Below are 14,842 nucleotides of genomic sequence, written 5' to 3'. Positions count from 1 at the left end.
TACTGGTAGACCTGCTGATCGGAAACGCGCTCGCTGTCGCAAGCTGGACACTCGTCACGACCCCGATCGCCGTTGAAACCCGGCGCTCCCTGTTCTCCTATCTCGAACAGATCACAGGTCCCTATTTCAGCAAGATCTACAATCTTGCAATCCTGTTGTTCTACGGATCGCTCGCGGCCGCGATGATCACCGTGTCCGCCTATGCGCTGCGTCTGGCCTTCGGCTTGCCGGTGCAGCTGGAATGGTGTCCGACGTCGATCGCCTTCATCGTCATCACGCTGCTTCTGGCGGCGGTGGTCGTGGCGGTTGCGGCCAACGGTTTCGAGGCGATGGCGAATTTCGCCACGATCTGCTCACCCTGGATGCTGGCCTGTTTCCTGTGCGGGGCCGCCGTCGCCCTGCCCTATCTGGCGCTCCACACCCACGCGACGCTCACCTTCACGAGCTTCGATGACTTTCTGGATGCCGCCCATCGCACGATCTGAACCGGCACGACGCCGGACGGCAAGCCCGGCATCTCGATCTGGGAAGTGGCGGCATTTGCCTGGGCCAACGGCGCCATGGTGCATCTGGGATTGATCGACATGGCCATCTTCCGGTTTGCCCGCAAGAAGCAGTACGGGCTGTTTTCCGGCGTCGGCATGTTCCTCGGCCACTATGTCTGCTGGATCGTGGCCGGCCTGATGGGCGCGGGCGCGGGCATTCTCATCGGCCGTCCGCTGACCGGGCTCGATTCCGCCGACGTCGCCTTCGCAACGCTTGGCTTCATCGGCATTCTCGTCGTGATCTGCGCGGGTTGGACGACGGCCAATGCCTGCCTCTATCGCGCAGGACTGGCGGCGAGCACGCTGATGCCCTCGTTCTCGCGCAAGAAGGTCACCGCCGGTGTGGAGCTCGTGATCGCGGTTGCCGCCTGCTTTCCCTTCGTCGCGCGCTCCATCATGCCGCTGACAGTCTATGTCGCCATGCTGCTGTCGCCGGTCGGCGCGATTGTGATGGCCGAGCACTACCTGCTGCCGCGCCTTGGCATGACGTGCTACTGGTCGCGCTACAACGGCTACCGGGGCTAAACCCGGTCGCCTTGCTGACGTGGCTTCTGGCGCTCGTCTTCGCCTTCACCATGCTGTGGAGCGGAGCGCTCAGCTTCTATTTCATCTTCATCCCAGAATACATCCTCTGCCTCGTCGCCTACCCGCTCTTCTGCGCGATGAAGGGCGCCAAGGACACCTGGCCGAAACAGGAGGCGCAGCAGGCCGCCCGCGAGGGAACGTTGAGCAACTTCGAGGAACAGCGCGACGCGCTGGAAGACGAGGATAACAAGGAAGACCCGTCGGCGGAACACACCGCCCGGCTCGCCAAGTGGCTGCTGGTTGGTGCGGGCATCATGCTGTTGTCGATGGTGGCCCTCGCCATCCGCATCGACTTGGCCGCCCCCTCGGCCGCGGCCCTCGACATCATGCGCGACGACTTCCACTTCATCGCCATCGCCTGCACGCTTTGCTATTCCACGCTGGCGATCCTGGCGATGCGGGTGACCGATGCGAACGAAGGTTGAGGCGGGATGTGGCCCAAGCGGTGGGGATGCAGATCCCCTTCACCCCCGATCAAGCCCATGTGCCACCAGCCGGTCGATGATCTGCGCGTAGCTGACGCCGCTTGCGGCCATGACCTTTGAGTACATGCTGATATCCGTGAAGTCGGGGATGGTGTTGAGCTCGTTCACGAAGATATCCAGATCGGTGGTCACGAAGAAATCGGTACGGTCCATACCGTCGCAGCCCAGAGCGCGGAAGGCGGCGGCCATGTCGCGCAAGGAGGCTTCGATCTCTTCAGGCAAATCCGCCGGGATCGTCAGAACCGCGCCGGTCTCGTCGAGGTACTTGGCCTCCTAATCATAAAAGCCGTGGTGTTCGGCCAGTGCGATCGGGCGGAAGACGAACAGGGTGCCGTCAGCATCTTCCAGGACGGCAAGGGCGGCCTCGTAGTCCTTTTACGTCTCCGCCTTGCTGACGCCGACCGACGAGCCCTGGCGCGCAGGCTTGACGAAAACCGACAGGCCGAGTGTCTCGCGGACCTCGGCAAATGTCGGCACCGCGCCCTTGTGCGCGGTGAGGGAATGGGCCGTCGGCAGACCGGCGACATCGAACAGACGCTTGGCGATGATCTTGTCGAGCGCGGTTGCCGAACCGAGGATCCCGCAGCCGGCAAGCGGCACGCCCGCGACATCCACCATTCCCTGAACCGAACCATCCTCGCCGGAAAGGCCGTGCAGCACCAGGAACAGGATGTCGATCGGGGGAAGCTCTTTCAGCGTGGTCGTATCGGGTGAGATTTCGATTATCCAGCCCTTACCGCCCGGCAGGAGGCAGAGTTCCGGGCCGATCTCGGGCTGCGCGGGCGTGCCGTTCTCCACCTGACTTGCCAGCCATCGCCCGTCGCGCGTGACGTAGATCGCGACGACATTGTATAGCGCGGGGTCTAGGGCTGCGAACACATTGGTGGCGGATAGAACGGAGACGTCATGCTCGGCGGAACGACCGCCGAAAAGCACGGCGATACACAGCCTGGGCGAGGAAGTGGGCACGGGGAACTCCCGGAAGTTCATGAAAGACAGGGCATCAGCGATAGCGTGATTTGCCGGGAGGCTCAAAGGGCGATTTGAAGGCAGGTGGTGGGGAGGATTTCGGGGGGGGGGGAAGAAGGGCCGTGCGGCCGAGCGGGTGGGAAGAGAGGTCGAGGCTTGGACGCCCGGCTCTCTCTGTCGTCATCCCCCGGCTTTGTCCGAGGGATCCAGCATTGTCCGCATCTGCCGCTTCCCGATGGATTGCCCGGACTTCGCCGGGCAATGACGAAGGAGAGGATGTACTGAGGGAAAGGGCCCGGATGCCTGGCCCATCCTTCGAGACGCGCTCTCACGAGCGCTCCTCAGGATGAGGTTATCGTATTGTTATCTCGGAGAAAACATCGGCGCACGCAACGCCACACTCAAGACATCAGCAAGAACAACGTCATCCTGAGGAGCCCGCGCCAGCGAGCGTCTCGAAGGATGGGCCCCACATGCTGCTCTCCCCAAAAAAACGCACCTACCCTTCCAGCGCAGCGGGTTTCGGACCGCCGTAGGCCCAGTTGAGAAGCTCCGCCGTGTGGATGACCGGCACGGTCGTGCCGCTCGCAAGCTGGATCATGCAGCCGATATTTCCGGTGGCTATGACGTCCGGTGTCGCCTTGGCGATGTTGGCGAGCTTGCGGTCGCGCAGGCGGGTGGCGATTTCCGACTGGAGGATGTTGTAGGTACCGGCCGAGCGCAGCACAGATGGCCCTCCGGCACGTCGCGCACCGTGAAGCCCGCCATGGCAAGCAGGGTCTTCGGCTCCTCGCACAGGCCCTGGCTGTGCTGCATGGAACAGGTGGAATGATAGGCGACGGTGAGCGGTTCGGCGTTCGGTTGCCTCGGGGAACCGAGTTCCAGCGAGAGCGGAAATTCGGTGATATCACGGGCGAGTTTCGAGATGACCTCGGCCTTGTGCGCATAGACCGGATCTTCGCGCAGCATGAAGCCGTAATCCTTGATGGTGGTGCCACAACCCGACGCGGTGATGAGGATGGCATCGAGACCTTTCCCCTCAATCTCCGCCCACCAAGCGTCGACATTGCGCCGCGCGGCCTCGAGCGCGTCTTCCTCGCGGCCCATGTGGTGAACCAGCACGCCGCAGCAGCCCTCGCCTTGCGGCAGAACCACCTTCACGCCCGCCCGGTTGATGAGCCGGATCGCGGCCTCGTTGATGGATGGTGCCAGCACCGATGGCGCACAGCCCGTCAGAAGCGCAACGCGTCCGTGCCCGTGATGGTAGCCGTACCGGGTGGCCGTGACGGGGAAGATCGCCGGGCCCTTCATGGCACTACGCGCCGGAGTCGTCGCCGGGGCAAAGGACAGGAGTGCTGCGAGGCGTCGCCCGGTGGTGCCGAAGCGCTTTTCACCACGGGGGGCCAGCGGCTTTACCCAGAAGGCGGCGGTGAGGCTTGCCCGCATGCGGCCGGGTACGGCAGCGCGAAGGCCAGCATGCGGCGGAACAATCGGTCAGAGAGCGGCCGGCGGTGGATCTTTTCGATCCAGGTGCGGGCGTGATCGACCAGATGCATGTAGTTCACGCCGGAGGGGGGCATGTGGTCATGCAGGACAGGCACGACAGGCAGCGGTCGACACACTTGACCGTGCGGGGGATCGGCCGGACGGTCGTTTTCCAGCATGACCTTGATCAGGTAGATCCGGCCGCGCGGGCTGTCGAGTTCGTCGCCCAGCAGCTGGAAGATCGGACAGGTCGCCGTGCAGAAACCGCAGTGAACGCATTTGCGCAGGATCGATTCCGATTCCGCAATCGCGGCGTCCGTGAGCTGGGCAAGGGTGAAGTTCGTCTGCATGGCGGCGTCGGTATCCTTGGAATGAAACGGGAAGCGTCAGACCAGCCAGGTGGTCGGATCGGGGATCGGCTCGCAGCGGCTTGCGGCCTGCAGGACCTTGATGCAGCGGATGATCACCCACACCGCGACCAGGAACATCAACACGAAGCCGATGCCGACGAAGGTCAGCGCCATGGAGATCAGCACGTAGAGCAAGCTGATCCAGAAGGTGCAGATCTGGTAGGTGTAGTGGCTGTCGGCCCAGATGGTGCTCTTACCCCGGTTCAGGTAGGCGAAGACAAGGCCGATCAGCCCCGACAGCCCGACGACGAAGGCGGCAAGGTAGAGGACAGAGACCAGGAGGATGTTGTTGCGAACGGGTTCGATATAGCTCTCCGCGCAACCGTTTTCCTGCATGCTCATGATGTGGACTCCTATTGCTGCTGCGGGTCTGCCGCACGGGTAAAAAGACCGTCACGTTTCATTGCCAACGCCTCTTTCCCCGCGCCGTTCCCCCTTGAACTCACGCACCACTTAACTTCCGGCCGCATGCGACCAGGATTGAGAATGCCCGCCGGATCGAACTGCGCCTTGAGACGACGGCTCAAGGCGGCGAGCGCCGGATCCTGAGGCTGGAAGACAGGCACGCTCGAGCGCACCGAAGGCTCTGCCCGCACCAGCGTGGCGTGCCCGCCACCGACCTTGCCGATCGCACCGCGCACGTCTGCCTCATGCGGCTCGCCGTCGCTCATGCGCAACCAGACGAGCCCGCCGGAGCAGTCGTAGAAGGCATCGGCCGAGCAGGTTTGCCGGATGGCGACGACGACCTCTGCCCCGGCCATCGGGGTGACGGAGATGCGCCAGACGGGGAGCGCGTCACCGCAGAAGGGACGCACATCGCGGATGCCGCGCCACAGCGCGCGCGAGGCATCGGCCTCGATGTGGGAGACGGAGCCGAGCCGCTTCATCAGGGCGGCTAGCGCCTCGAACCGATAATCGACGGAGGGCGAAAAACCTTCCAGGCGAATAAGCGTGGCGGCGACCTCCAGACCGAGGCTCGCCCCCAGCCCCGCAGGCAGATGTGCAGCCGCACAGGCTTCCGCGGAGGTGCCCATGGCCAGACACAGGGCATCGACGGCCGGAGCATCTGCCAGCCCCTCGATCATCACCGTCGCCTCGGTCTCGAGCGCGGGCAGAACCTTGAGCGACAACAACGTGGTCACCGCCAGCGAGCCCCAGGAGCCCGCCAGTCCGCGCGAAAGATCGTAGCCGGTGACGTTCTTCACCACCGTGCCGCCGGACTTGAACGCTTCGCCGCGCCCGGACACCGCATGAATGCCCAGCACATGATCGCGCGCCGCCCCGTGTTTCAGGCGCTTGGGCCCGGCGAGGTTCACGCCCAGCATGCCGCGTCCGGATTCCCCGCCCAGAAGCGAGCCGTAATCCATCGGCTCGAAGGCGAATTCCTGGCCATTTTCCGCCAGAAGCGCTTCCACCTCGGCAATCGGCGTTGCGGCCTTGGCGGTGAGGACGAGTTCGGCGGGTTCGTAATCCTCCACGCCGGTGAGCGCGGAGAGATCGAGAATATGTGCGGCCTTAACCGGGCGGCCGAGCGCGCGCTTGGAGCCGGTGCCGAGGACTTCCAGCGGCTCACCTTCGGCCGTGGCCCAGGCGACGACCTCGCGCACGCCGTCGGCATCGGCGGGACGGAAGCGGCGGTCGGAGACGGATGACGTGTCGTTCATGGCCGGCTCAGAACCTCGGAATATCGGGGAACGGCAATTGTCCCTGGTGCACGTGCATGCGGTCGAGTTCGGCGCAGCGGTGCAGCACGGGGAAGACCTTGCCCGGATTGAGAAGGTGCTTGTCGTCGAAGACGCATTTCACGCGCTGCTGCTGGGCTAGGTCGTCCTCTTTGAACATCTCGCCCATCAGATCGCGCTTTTCCACGCCCACACCGTGCTCGCCCGTCAGCACCCCGCCGACGGCCACACACAGCTTCAGGATTGTCGGCGCCGAAATCCTCCACCCGTTCCAGTTCGTCCGGCTTATTGGCGTCATAAAGAATGAGCGGATGCAGGTTGCCGTCGCCTGCATGGAAGACGTTCGTCACGCGAAGGTCGTGCTTTTTCGACAGGTCCTGCATGCCCGCCAGCACTTCAGGCAGCGCCTTGCGCGGGATTGTGCCGTCCATGCAGAAATAATCCGGCGAGATGCGCCCGACGGCGGGAAACGCCGCCTTGCAACCGACCCAGAAGGTCGCCCGCTCGGCCTCGGAGGTGGAAATGCGCGATGACGTACAGCCATTGCGCTCGGCTATCGAGGCGACCTCCTGCAACAGGTGATCGACTTCGACCTCCGAGCCATCCAGCTCCACGATCAGCAGCGCTTCGGCATCGAGCGGATAGCCCGCATGGACGAAATCCTCCGCCGCATGGATGGCGGGCTGTCCATCATCTCCATGCCGGCGGAGATGATGCCCGTGGCGATGATCTCGGCAACGCATTGCCCCGCACTTTCCGACGAGGGAAAGCCGACGAGCACGGCGCGCGCGGTCTGCGGCTTTTGCAGGATGCGGACGGTGACCTCGGTGACGACGGCAAGAACCCCTTCCGAGCCGGTCATCAGGCCCAGCATGTCATAGGCTTCGCTGTTGAGATGCTTGCCGCCGAGCCGGATCACCTCACCGGTAAAATCAGCACCATTTCCAGGCACAGCACAATTATTCGTCGTGAGGCCGTATTTCAGCGAGTGAACGCCGCCGGAATTCTCCGCGATGTCGCCGCCGATGAAGCAGGCGATCTGCGAGGAGGGGTCGGGCGCGTAATAGAAGCCCTCGTGCTCCACCGCGCGCGCGATGCCGAGATTGGTGACGCCGGGCTGGGTGACGACGGCGCGGTTTGGAAAATCGATGTCGAGGATGCGGTTGAACTTCATCATCGACAGCAGAACGCCGTCTTCCAGCGGCAGCGCGCCGCCCGACAGCGAGGTGCCCGCGCCGCGCGGCACGACCTTGACGTCGTTGTCGTAGCAATAGCGCAGGACGCGCGAAACCTGATCGACCGTCTCCGGCAGCAGCACCACGAGCGGCATCTGGAGATAGGCGGTGAGCGCGTCCGTTTCGTAGGCGCGCATCTCCGTCTCTTCGGCAATAACGCCTTCTCCCGGCACGATCGCGCGCAATGCGGCGACGATCTCGGCACGGCGCGCCAGCACCGCTTCCTCCGCCTTGGGCATTTTCAGCCCCGGCATGGCTTCCTCCCTCGCCCGTCGTTCCTCGTTTCCCGCGTCCCGGCTCCTCACCTGACGCAGGAACGTCTCTTATACGCATTTACGCATTCATACGGGACGTTGCACCAACATTGCGCATTTTCATATATTCCATACCGTTGAAAGTGGACCGACCCGGCAGGGACCGGGGCCGCGGAAGAATACGGTCGCAGCGGTATCATGGCTGCGGCTTTTTGGGCAGTATGCCCGCCACGCGAAGACGACCGGCGACACGGGGTAGCGGGACGGTCTATTCTTTCCCATACATTGAAAATGGTACTGGCGCCGCGAATCGACGGACAGTGCAGGCCGCCGGAACAAGAGCACGAACGAACAGGCATGAACGATTTCGCCGATATGGAGATTTTCGCCCGGGTGGTGACCGCCGGCAGCATGTCGGCGGCGGGCCGAGAAATGGGGCTTTCGCCCGCCACCGTTTCCAAGAGGCTTCGGCGGCTGGAAGACAGGCTGGGCACGCGGCTCCTGCAACGAACGACACGGCAGATCGCGCTGACTGAGGCCGGACAGGGCTATTTCGAGCGCGTCACCGCAATCCTGGCGCAGGTCGAGGAAGCGGAAGCCTTCGTCTCCCGGCGCTCCGAGCTGGCGCGCGGACGACTGAAAGTCGCCGTGCCCGCCTCCTTCGGGCGCAAGCATATCGCCCCGCACATGCTGCCCTTCTTCGATGTCAATCCCGACCTCTCCGTCGATCTGGAGCTTTCCGACGACTTCGTCGACATTGTCGGGGAAGACTACGACCTCGCGATCCGGATTGCGGAACTTTCCGATTCAAGCCTCGTGGCGCGGCGACTGGCTCCCAACTGCCGGATGCTGTGTGCGGCGCCCGCCTATCTGGAGCGTCACAGCGAGCCGAAGTCGATCGCCGATCTTGCCCACCACACCTACCTGGCGGCAACCAACCAGGACCCGTGGCGGCTCGATGGGCCGGACGGAGCGGTGACCGTGCGCGCTCAAGGGAGACTGGCGACGAATTCGTCGGAAGTGGTTTTACAGGCGGTGCGCGCGGACGTCGGCGTGGCACTGCGCTCCATCTGGGACGTGGGCGAGGATCTGCGCGCGGGACGGCTGAAGGTGCTGCTGCCCGCCTATCGCGCCTCCAAGCACGTGGCGATCTACGCGGTCTATCCCTCGCGCCGTTTCCTGCCCACGAAGGTGCGCGTGTTCATCGACGACCTGGCCCAACTCTATGGACCAGAGCCCTATTGGGGAACCAGGGACTGGACGATATTCTTGCGCCTGCGAGCACAAATCCCGCTCAATAGAGCTGTGCCGCACCCTGCGAAGGCCCGATCGGGCGCTTTTCTTGTCCCGGAGGTGGGAAAGATCGCACGGCTATGCTTTTTGTGGTTGTGCGGAGAAATGATGCAAGGTGCGATACGCAGGGGAACCTCATCCATCAGTACCATTGCTCCGCGACATATCGTCTGTTTTCATCTGTGCCATCCGACGGTTTTCCGCCATCGGATTGAGATAAAAGCAGAACTAGCGCCGTCAGGCCAGATCGTATATGCGATTTGGAAGCAATCTAAACTCTTGACGTCCATCACACCATTCTAGAGGAATGGGCGTTGGCCGATCGTTGCGTCATCCAGGCGACCTGCGGCGGAGCGCGAAGAAACGGGAGAACGCAATATGAAACGAATGATTGTCATCGCTGGCGCGGCGCTGCTGGCCACGGCCACTGCGGCGCTCGCTGACGACAATCCGGCAAAGGGCGAGAAAGTCTTCCGCAAGTGCAAGGCCTGCCACATGGTCGGCCCCAAGGCGAAGAACCGTGTGGGGCCGGAGCTGAACGGCATCGTCGGGCGCAAGATCGCCTCGATCGACAGCTTCAAGTACTCCAAGGGCATGACCGAGTTCGGCGAGACCCACAACGTGTGGTCGGAAGAGCTTCTGCACGAATACCTGCCCAAGCCGCGTGACCTCGTTAAGGGCACCAAGATGGCCTTTGCCGGGCTGAAGAAGGACGACGACATCACCAACCTCGTTGCCTACCTCTCCCAGTTCAACGCGGACGGCTCCACGAAGTAAGCCGCCCCGCCGTATCGACATCGCGGAAGCCGAGTGGCCATGCTGCCCGGCTTTCGTGTGTCTGGGTCTGGGTTTCCGTATCCACAAGGGATCAACATCGCCTTACCCTCTCCCCATGGGAGAGGAAATATGTCCCACATCGCCCGCAATCTCGCTCTCTTCACCTCTCCCATGGGGAGAGGTCGACGCGAAGCGTCGGGTGAGGGTGTCGGGCTCTTCGTAGTCCCGGGAAACTTCCGTCCAGTGGGGATGCATCCGCGTTAGGAGCGCCGCTCCGCGGACAAGGAAACCGACGGATGCAGGCACCGTTTCAGGGTTGCCGCCAGAGCGGGAACGTCTCCCTCCAGCCGCCGAGCGGTGCGCTCGATGGCGACCTGCGTGGCCTCAGACCGTCCGGCATCGCGGGACAGGCGGGCAAGGGCGACTTCGGCCGCGCGCAAGGTGCCTGCTGAAACGCCCGTCTTGTGGCGCAGATCGCGCAACAGGTAGATGGCGTGACCGAGCCTGCGGATCTCGAAGCCCTCCTCCAGCGCAGCGTTACGGGCCGAGCCCGCCTTGCCACCCCAACGAATGACCTTCAACAGTCGGGTGCAGAACCGCGCCTGCCAGAGTGCCGAATTGCCGACCACAGCCCGCGCCGATGCCATGGCGCGAAGCTCGCTGCGCATGACCTCGACCAGCCCCGTCATGCGCCGGGCGGCTGTGGTGGGGAAGATCAACAGAAAGGCGCAATAAGCGATAAACGGCCCGAGGATGACGGCGATGGTTTGTTCCAGAGTGGGCACGAACCCGGCTGTGAAGGGGTATTGCGGCTGAGAAATGAGCAGCAGCATGGCGTAACCCATGGAGCCGACCGTCGTCGGCGATGGCTCATCAACGGCACCACCACCAGCAGCACCGGCAATGACTATCACGATAGTCTGCCATTCCGCGCCCGAGTGCGTCCAGAGCCCGAATTTCAGGACCAGCGAGGTCGCCGCGCCACAGACCTGCCAGATCAGAAGTCGCGCCATGATCCAGGCGGGATCACCGAAGGTGGAGAAGACCGAGATCATCACCGATCCGCCCAGCATCAGAAAGGGGCCAGCATGCCAGCCGGTTCCCGCCCACATGGTGCCGATGCCGAGAAGCACGCAGAACGCACGGAGCGAGGCATGCCGCGCGCCGATCCAGTCCCAGTGCTGGGCAACGGCGCTCTCCCCGCCGAGCATTTCGGGGGTGACGGAAGAGCTGTCGGCCAGGGCGCGTTCAGGACCTGCGCGACCTTCGGCTCGACCGCCCCATCGGCCGCTTCCCGGCAAAAGGCGGGCAGATCGGCGGGCTGGGTCTCCATGTGAATGCGCAGAAACAGGGCGTCGAGACGGTTGGCGGTGGCGGGATCGGAACGCAGGATGCCGGAAGCGCACAGGACCAGCGCGTCGGTCAGCGCGATCAGGCGGCGACGACCATCATGTCGGCGCCCAGACGCCGCACGCGGCTGATCATACTGCCTTCGGTGACCAACGGGGTGATCAGATATTCGAGCGCGGCGGCGGCCAGCACGCCGAGAAGAACAGTCAGCACCCGGTCGAGCCTGAGCGCGAACGGAGTGTAGACGTGGGACTGGGCCAGAAGCGCCACCATGGCGGCGGAAAAGCCCGCCAGAATGATGCCGTAGGACAGATAGCCCCGGAACAGGTTGCCCGCGCCGACACACAGCGCGATCCAGACACTCAGGCCCGCCACAAGGCGCCAGGCATCGCCGTCGGCGCCGTAAAGCAGGGCCAAGTCCGGCGGAAGCGCCGACGATGGTTCCCAAGGCACGAAAGAGGCCCTTTTCCAGAAGCTGCCCGCGCGTCGGCTGAGCGGCGGCGAACACCGTCATGGCCGACCATTGCGGGTGCTCGAGTCCGCACATTCAGGCAAGGACAAGCGCCAGAGCGGTGCGCATCGAGAACCGGAGCTTGGGGACGTCAAAACCCCAATGGATCAGGCGTACGGCAAGGGCCTCGGACCACATGCGGGTCTGCGCGGGCGGTTCATTCGTCATGGTGTTCACCCTCGCCGTCTTCCAGAACGGCAATATGCTGCGACAGGCGGCCAAACGCCTCGACCAGGCCCTGCAACTCGTCATCGGAGGACTCGGCGAGCAGCTCGAATTCGGCGGAGGTCAGCTTTTCGCGGATGGTCTGCGCGGTACTCTGCCCGTCATCGGTCAGATGAATGCGGCGCACCCGGCGATCGTGGTCATCGACGCGCCGCTCGATCAGGCCGCGTTCGGACAGATGGTCGAGGGTGCGCACGAGCGAGGACCCGTCGAGGCCGATCAGCCGGGCGAGTTCCTTCTGGGTGATGCCGTCGCCTGCAACGGAGAGATGGAAAAGCGACGTCCAGCTCGCGTCGCTGAGCCCGCGCGCTACCAGCCGCTGATCGACAACCTGCCGCCACCGGCGCGCAACAAACACCAGCTCCGAGCCGAAGCGCAGACGTAGGGACAAATTGGAATGGGGCATAGTGCCGCGCACTATCCAGATAAATGGGATTCAATCAATTTAAATTCGAACGATCGGTTAAAATTCTGGGTAGGAGAAAGGTAAGGCGCCGGAGGAGAGCCGAGCGCGAGGGAGGAGCCGAGGGACAGGGGAGCAGATAGCAACCTCCCGGGCGACGACGGAGGGTATCTTGCCCGAGTAACAGCAAGAAAGTCCTGGCGAGGCACGACGTCAGTTTATGCATGCCGCGTTGCCGGTGCGGAGCACACTGTCGTTCCCTGCCCCGTACGCCCTATTCCACGCCGGAATGGTGGGCGCGGATGCGGCGGACGAGGTACCAGATCACCAGCAGGACCAAGGGCACGGACGCCGCCTTGGCGAGCCCGGAATTCAGCGGCAGCCCCATGTCCTTGGCGCCCTCGAACAGATGCCCGATCAGGCCAACCACATAGTAACTGATGGCGGCGACCGACAGGCCCTCAACCGTCTGCTGCAGGCGGGCGCGGCGGTTCATCGCTTCCAGAAGATTGCGGTTCTGGCTTTCCAGTTCCACATCGACGCGGGTGCGCAGCAAGATGGCGGCGCGCGCCAGCTTGCGCGAGAGATTGGCCTGACGTTCCTCCGTCGTCTCGCAGGTGCGCATGGCCGGGCGCAGCCGACGGGCAAGGAAGCGCTCCCAGGTCGACCGTCCCGCAAAGGGCTGTTCGCCGAACGCGGCAAGGCGCTGGGTGATGATCTCGTCATAGGCGCGGCTTGCCCCGAAGCGATAGGCAGAAGCGGCGGCGCCCACCTCCAGATCGGCGGCCAACTGGGTGAGACGCTGAAGCAGCGCCTCGTTGGCATCGAGCCCGGCGCTGGTCCGGATCTCGTCGGCAATTCCCGACAGGTTCGTTTCGATACGGCGGATCTGCGGCGCCTGGCGCTGGGCTTCCGGCAATCCCAGAAGTGCCAGCAGGCGGTAAGTCTCCACCTCCAGAAGCCGCTGACAGCTTGCGCCGACCGATTGCGGCATCTCGCTGCGATTGATCACGAGAATGCGGGTCATGCCGTGACCGTCGGCGCGGAAGTCGGTCGCCGCGATCAGATCGCCGCCGGACACCTCCGACGCCGCCAGACTGGCCGGGTCGAACAGATCGTCGATGTCGCAGCCCGTAGCCGCATCGACCAGATCGAGACGGGTCGCGACGATCAGCGGGCCGGGGGCACGGAAATCGCGACCGAAAGGCGATCCCTCGGGCTCGTTGGCAAACGGCTTGCCGCCCGGAGCCGCACCATCCCAGGTGTAGGTGGTGAATTCCGCATGACTTTCCCAGCGCAACGCCCCGCCGCCGAAGGGCAGAACGTGATGACGGGTGTCGGCGTTGGGGCCTGCCGCACCGTGCACGCGGCAGAATTCCGCGAACCACTCCCGGTCCGCACGCGCGTCCGCCTCGTCGGTGGTGAAGCCTTAATGCAGGAAGGTGCGCGGAGTTTCGACCGGCATAAAGGGGGGCGCATGCAACTCGCCCAACAATGCACATCGCAAAGGATGCGGCGCAAAGCCCGCCTCGAGATCAGATTCGCTCACCACCTGCCCTTGCCAAACAATCTGGCCAAAACCGCCCAAAATTTCGCCGAAACAATGGTCGTTCGGGAACCAACTGTCACCCGGTTCGTTCTACCCATAGCCAGAGGAGGGCTCGAACCATGCCTCACGCCAACCGCAAGTGCCGCCCGATAAGACCCTGCAACCGCGGAGTTACCCCACAAACTCCACCTTAGAAAAAAATAACTTTGAAAATCAACTCACAGACGCGATAAGCTGTCGCATCAAGGCGTCAAATTGACGCGTAGCATACATCCCTTCCCCTGTGGCATAAACCGGATTTTTAACAGGAAGCAAGGCCTGTTTCTGCTGCGGATTGGCGTACTTTTTAACGGAGCATATTTGCCGAAAGGAAAATACCAATGGTAGATATTACCGAACGCCCATACCGTCGAAGCTTTCTGAAAGCATCTGTCGCCAGCATGGCGGCGACAACAATTCCGATCACTCTCAATCCCGCTAAGGCAGCAGACCTTCCCCCTCTGGAGGAATACAAGCCGGTCTCTTTCGACGCAGCGGAATGGGCTTTCATTCTGGCGGCGTGCGACCGACTCATCTCTTCCGAGGGCGAAGGCCCCGGAGCGATTGAAACGCGGATCCCCGTCTTCATCGATCTCCAGCTTGCCGGAGATTTCGGCACCGCTGCCGACTGGTACATGGAAGGATCGCACGAGGCCGACGCCGATCCCAAGCTCGGTTTCCAGAGCCCTCTGACACCCGCCGAGATCTATCATCAGGGCATTCCGCTCTTTCAGGAGTGGTGTCGCAAGACCCACGGTGACGCCTTCGAGGCGCTTGACGCCAAGACCACAGGACGAAGCCCTCACCGCGCTTGAGGCGGGCAAGGTCGGCCTGCCGCCGCAGTTGCGCGATTTCTTCTACTTCCTGTTGCAGAACACCAAGGAAGGCTATTTCGCCGACCCGAAATACGGCGGCAATCACGGCATGCAGGCCTGGGTGCATATCGGCTTTCCCGGTGCACACGGCAGCTATGCGGAATGGGTCAACAACTACAACGCGGACTACCCGCTCAGCCCCGTATCCATTTCCGGCGAGAGGGCCTGAT

Annotated in this window: 14 protein-coding genes and 5 pseudogenes; 7 read left to right on the top strand and 12 right to left on the bottom strand. The window is 63.4% G+C overall.

Going from position 1 to position 14,842, the window contains the following annotated elements:
• The first annotated feature begins 155 nt into the window (after positions 1-155).
• Genes QNJ43_RS04240 through QNJ43_RS04230 form a run of 3 tightly spaced genes read left to right on the top strand, consistent with a single transcriptional unit; the run spans position 156 to position 1,555 of the window.
• A complete protein-coding gene (locus QNJ43_RS04240) occupies positions 156-485 on the top strand; it encodes a hypothetical protein (RefSeq protein WP_300467634.1) in 330 nt (109 codons plus the stop codon).
• A gap of 45 nt (positions 486-530) precedes the next feature.
• Entirely contained in the window at positions 531-1,070 is a 540-nt protein-coding gene (locus tag QNJ43_RS04235; RefSeq protein WP_300467632.1) for a cytosine permease, read from the top strand.
• 11 nt (positions 1,071-1,081) lie between these two features.
• Positions 1,082-1,555, top strand: coding sequence for a hypothetical protein (locus tag QNJ43_RS04230; protein WP_300467630.1), 474 nt, complete (start codon positions 1,082-1,084; stop codon positions 1,553-1,555).
• Positions 1,556-1,594: 39 nt separating this feature from the next.
• Here QNJ43_RS04230 and QNJ43_RS04225 read toward each other — a convergent pair.
• The 7 genes and pseudogenes from QNJ43_RS04225 to QNJ43_RS04195 form a co-directional block, all read right to left on the bottom strand.
• Positions 1,595-2,605 (bottom strand): annotated as a pseudogene (locus QNJ43_RS04225) (D-alanine--D-alanine ligase family protein).
• Positions 2,606-3,083: 478 nt separating this feature from the next.
• A pseudogene (gene glcF / locus QNJ43_RS04220) lies at positions 3,084-4,419 on the bottom strand (glycolate oxidase subunit GlcF).
• 36 nt (positions 4,420-4,455) lie between these two features.
• Complete coding sequence (locus QNJ43_RS04215) at positions 4,456-4,821, bottom strand: DUF4870 domain-containing protein (RefSeq protein WP_300467628.1); 366 nt, start codon at positions 4,819-4,821, stop codon at positions 4,456-4,458.
• An 11-nt stretch (positions 4,822-4,832) separates the two neighbouring features.
• Complete coding sequence (locus QNJ43_RS04210) at positions 4,833-6,143, bottom strand: FAD-binding protein (protein ID WP_300467626.1); 1,311 nt, start codon at positions 6,141-6,143, stop codon at positions 4,833-4,835.
• A 7-nt stretch (positions 6,144-6,150) separates the two neighbouring features.
• Entirely contained in the window at positions 6,151-6,495 is a 345-nt protein-coding gene (locus tag QNJ43_RS04205) for an FAD-linked oxidase C-terminal domain-containing protein (protein ID WP_300467624.1), read from the bottom strand.
• A 4-nt stretch (positions 6,496-6,499) separates the two neighbouring features.
• Positions 6,500-6,781 (bottom strand): annotated as a pseudogene (locus QNJ43_RS04200) (FAD-linked oxidase C-terminal domain-containing protein); the annotation flags it as partial.
• Positions 6,778-7,650 carry an FAD-binding protein gene (locus tag QNJ43_RS04195; RefSeq protein ID WP_300467622.1) on the bottom strand — a complete coding sequence of 291 codons (873 nt, stop codon included), beginning with the start codon at positions 7,648-7,650 and terminating at the stop codon, positions 6,778-6,780. The gene QNJ43_RS04195 and the pseudogene QNJ43_RS04200, both read right to left, overlap by 4 nt.
• A gap of 357 nt (positions 7,651-8,007) precedes the next feature.
• Here QNJ43_RS04195 and QNJ43_RS04190 point away from each other — a divergent pair.
• Both QNJ43_RS04190 and QNJ43_RS04185 read left to right on the top strand, forming a co-directional pair.
• Positions 8,008-8,951, top strand: a pseudogene (locus tag QNJ43_RS04190) (LysR family transcriptional regulator).
• A 370-nt stretch (positions 8,952-9,321) separates the two neighbouring features.
• A complete protein-coding gene (locus QNJ43_RS04185; RefSeq protein ID WP_300467620.1) occupies positions 9,322-9,720 on the top strand; it encodes a cytochrome c family protein in 399 nt (132 codons plus the stop codon).
• A 260-nt stretch (positions 9,721-9,980) separates the two neighbouring features.
• Here QNJ43_RS04185 and QNJ43_RS04180 read toward each other — a convergent pair whose 3' ends face one another.
• The 5 genes and pseudogenes from QNJ43_RS04180 to QNJ43_RS04160 all read right to left on the bottom strand — a co-directional run.
• Positions 9,981-11,126 carry an FUSC family protein gene (locus QNJ43_RS04180; protein ID WP_346432852.1) on the bottom strand — a complete coding sequence of 382 codons (1,146 nt, stop codon included), beginning with the start codon at positions 11,124-11,126 and terminating at the stop codon, positions 9,981-9,983.
• A gap of 25 nt (positions 11,127-11,151) precedes the next feature.
• Positions 11,152-11,487, bottom strand: coding sequence for an FUSC family protein (locus QNJ43_RS04175; RefSeq protein ID WP_300467616.1), 336 nt, complete (start codon positions 11,485-11,487; stop codon positions 11,152-11,154).
• 130 nt (positions 11,488-11,617) lie between these two features.
• Positions 11,618-11,749 (bottom strand): hypothetical protein, encoded by a 132-nt coding sequence (locus tag QNJ43_RS04170; RefSeq protein ID WP_300467614.1) that lies wholly within the window; start codon positions 11,747-11,749, stop codon positions 11,618-11,620.
• Positions 11,739-12,164, bottom strand: a complete 426-nt coding sequence (locus QNJ43_RS04165; protein WP_300467612.1) for a MarR family transcriptional regulator — start codon at positions 12,162-12,164, stop codon at positions 11,739-11,741. Before QNJ43_RS04165 ends, QNJ43_RS04170 begins: the two co-directional genes overlap by 11 nt.
• Before the next feature lie 319 nt (positions 12,165-12,483).
• Positions 12,484-13,623, bottom strand: a pseudogene (locus QNJ43_RS04160) (DUF3422 domain-containing protein); the annotation flags it as partial.
• Positions 13,624-14,138: 515 nt separating this feature from the next.
• Between QNJ43_RS04160 and QNJ43_RS04155 the strand changes: the two are divergent.
• Both QNJ43_RS04155 and QNJ43_RS04150 read left to right on the top strand, forming a co-directional pair.
• On the top strand, positions 14,139-14,612 hold the full coding sequence (locus QNJ43_RS04155; protein WP_300467610.1) for a gluconate 2-dehydrogenase subunit 3 family protein: 474 nt from the start codon (positions 14,139-14,141) through the stop codon (positions 14,610-14,612).
• Positions 14,572-14,841: a gluconate 2-dehydrogenase subunit 3 family protein gene (locus QNJ43_RS04150; protein ID WP_300467608.1), complete on the top strand. Its 270-nt coding sequence runs from the start codon at positions 14,572-14,574 to the stop codon at positions 14,839-14,841. Before QNJ43_RS04155 ends, QNJ43_RS04150 begins: the two co-directional genes overlap by 41 nt.
• Position 14,842 lies beyond the last annotated feature (1 nt).

It is taken from the genome of Breoghania sp. (genome assembly GCF_030066895.1).
Classification (GTDB): Bacteria; Pseudomonadota; Alphaproteobacteria; order Rhizobiales; family Stappiaceae; genus Breoghania.
The sequence above is the reverse complement of the archived record's forward strand: the minus strand, read 5'-3'. Positions and strand labels throughout refer to the sequence as shown.

Bases quoted from the DNA above. Each gene is read 5' to 3' on its own strand.
- QNJ43_RS04215 (WP_300467628.1), bottom strand. From the start codon at position 4,821: ATGAGCATGCAGGAAAACGGTTGCGCGGAGAGCTATATCGAACCCGTT.
- QNJ43_RS04210 (WP_300467626.1), bottom strand. From the start codon at position 6,143: ATGAACGACACGTCATCCGTCTCCGACCGCCGCTTCCGTCCCGCCGAT.
- QNJ43_RS04205 (WP_300467624.1), bottom strand. From the start codon at position 6,495: ATGCAGGCGACGGCAACCTGCATCCGCTCATTCTTTATGACGCCAATA.
- QNJ43_RS04195 (WP_300467622.1), bottom strand. From the start codon at position 7,650: ATGCCGGGGCTGAAAATGCCCAAGGCGGAGGAAGCGGTGCTGGCGCGC.
- QNJ43_RS04185 (WP_300467620.1), top strand. From the start codon at position 9,322: ATGAAACGAATGATTGTCATCGCTGGCGCGGCGCTGCTGGCCACGGCC.
- QNJ43_RS04170 (WP_300467614.1), bottom strand. From the start codon at position 11,749: ATGACGAATGAACCGCCCGCGCAGACCCGCATGTGGTCCGAGGCCCTT.
- QNJ43_RS04155 (WP_300467610.1), top strand. From the start codon at position 14,139: ATGGTAGATATTACCGAACGCCCATACCGTCGAAGCTTTCTGAAAGCA.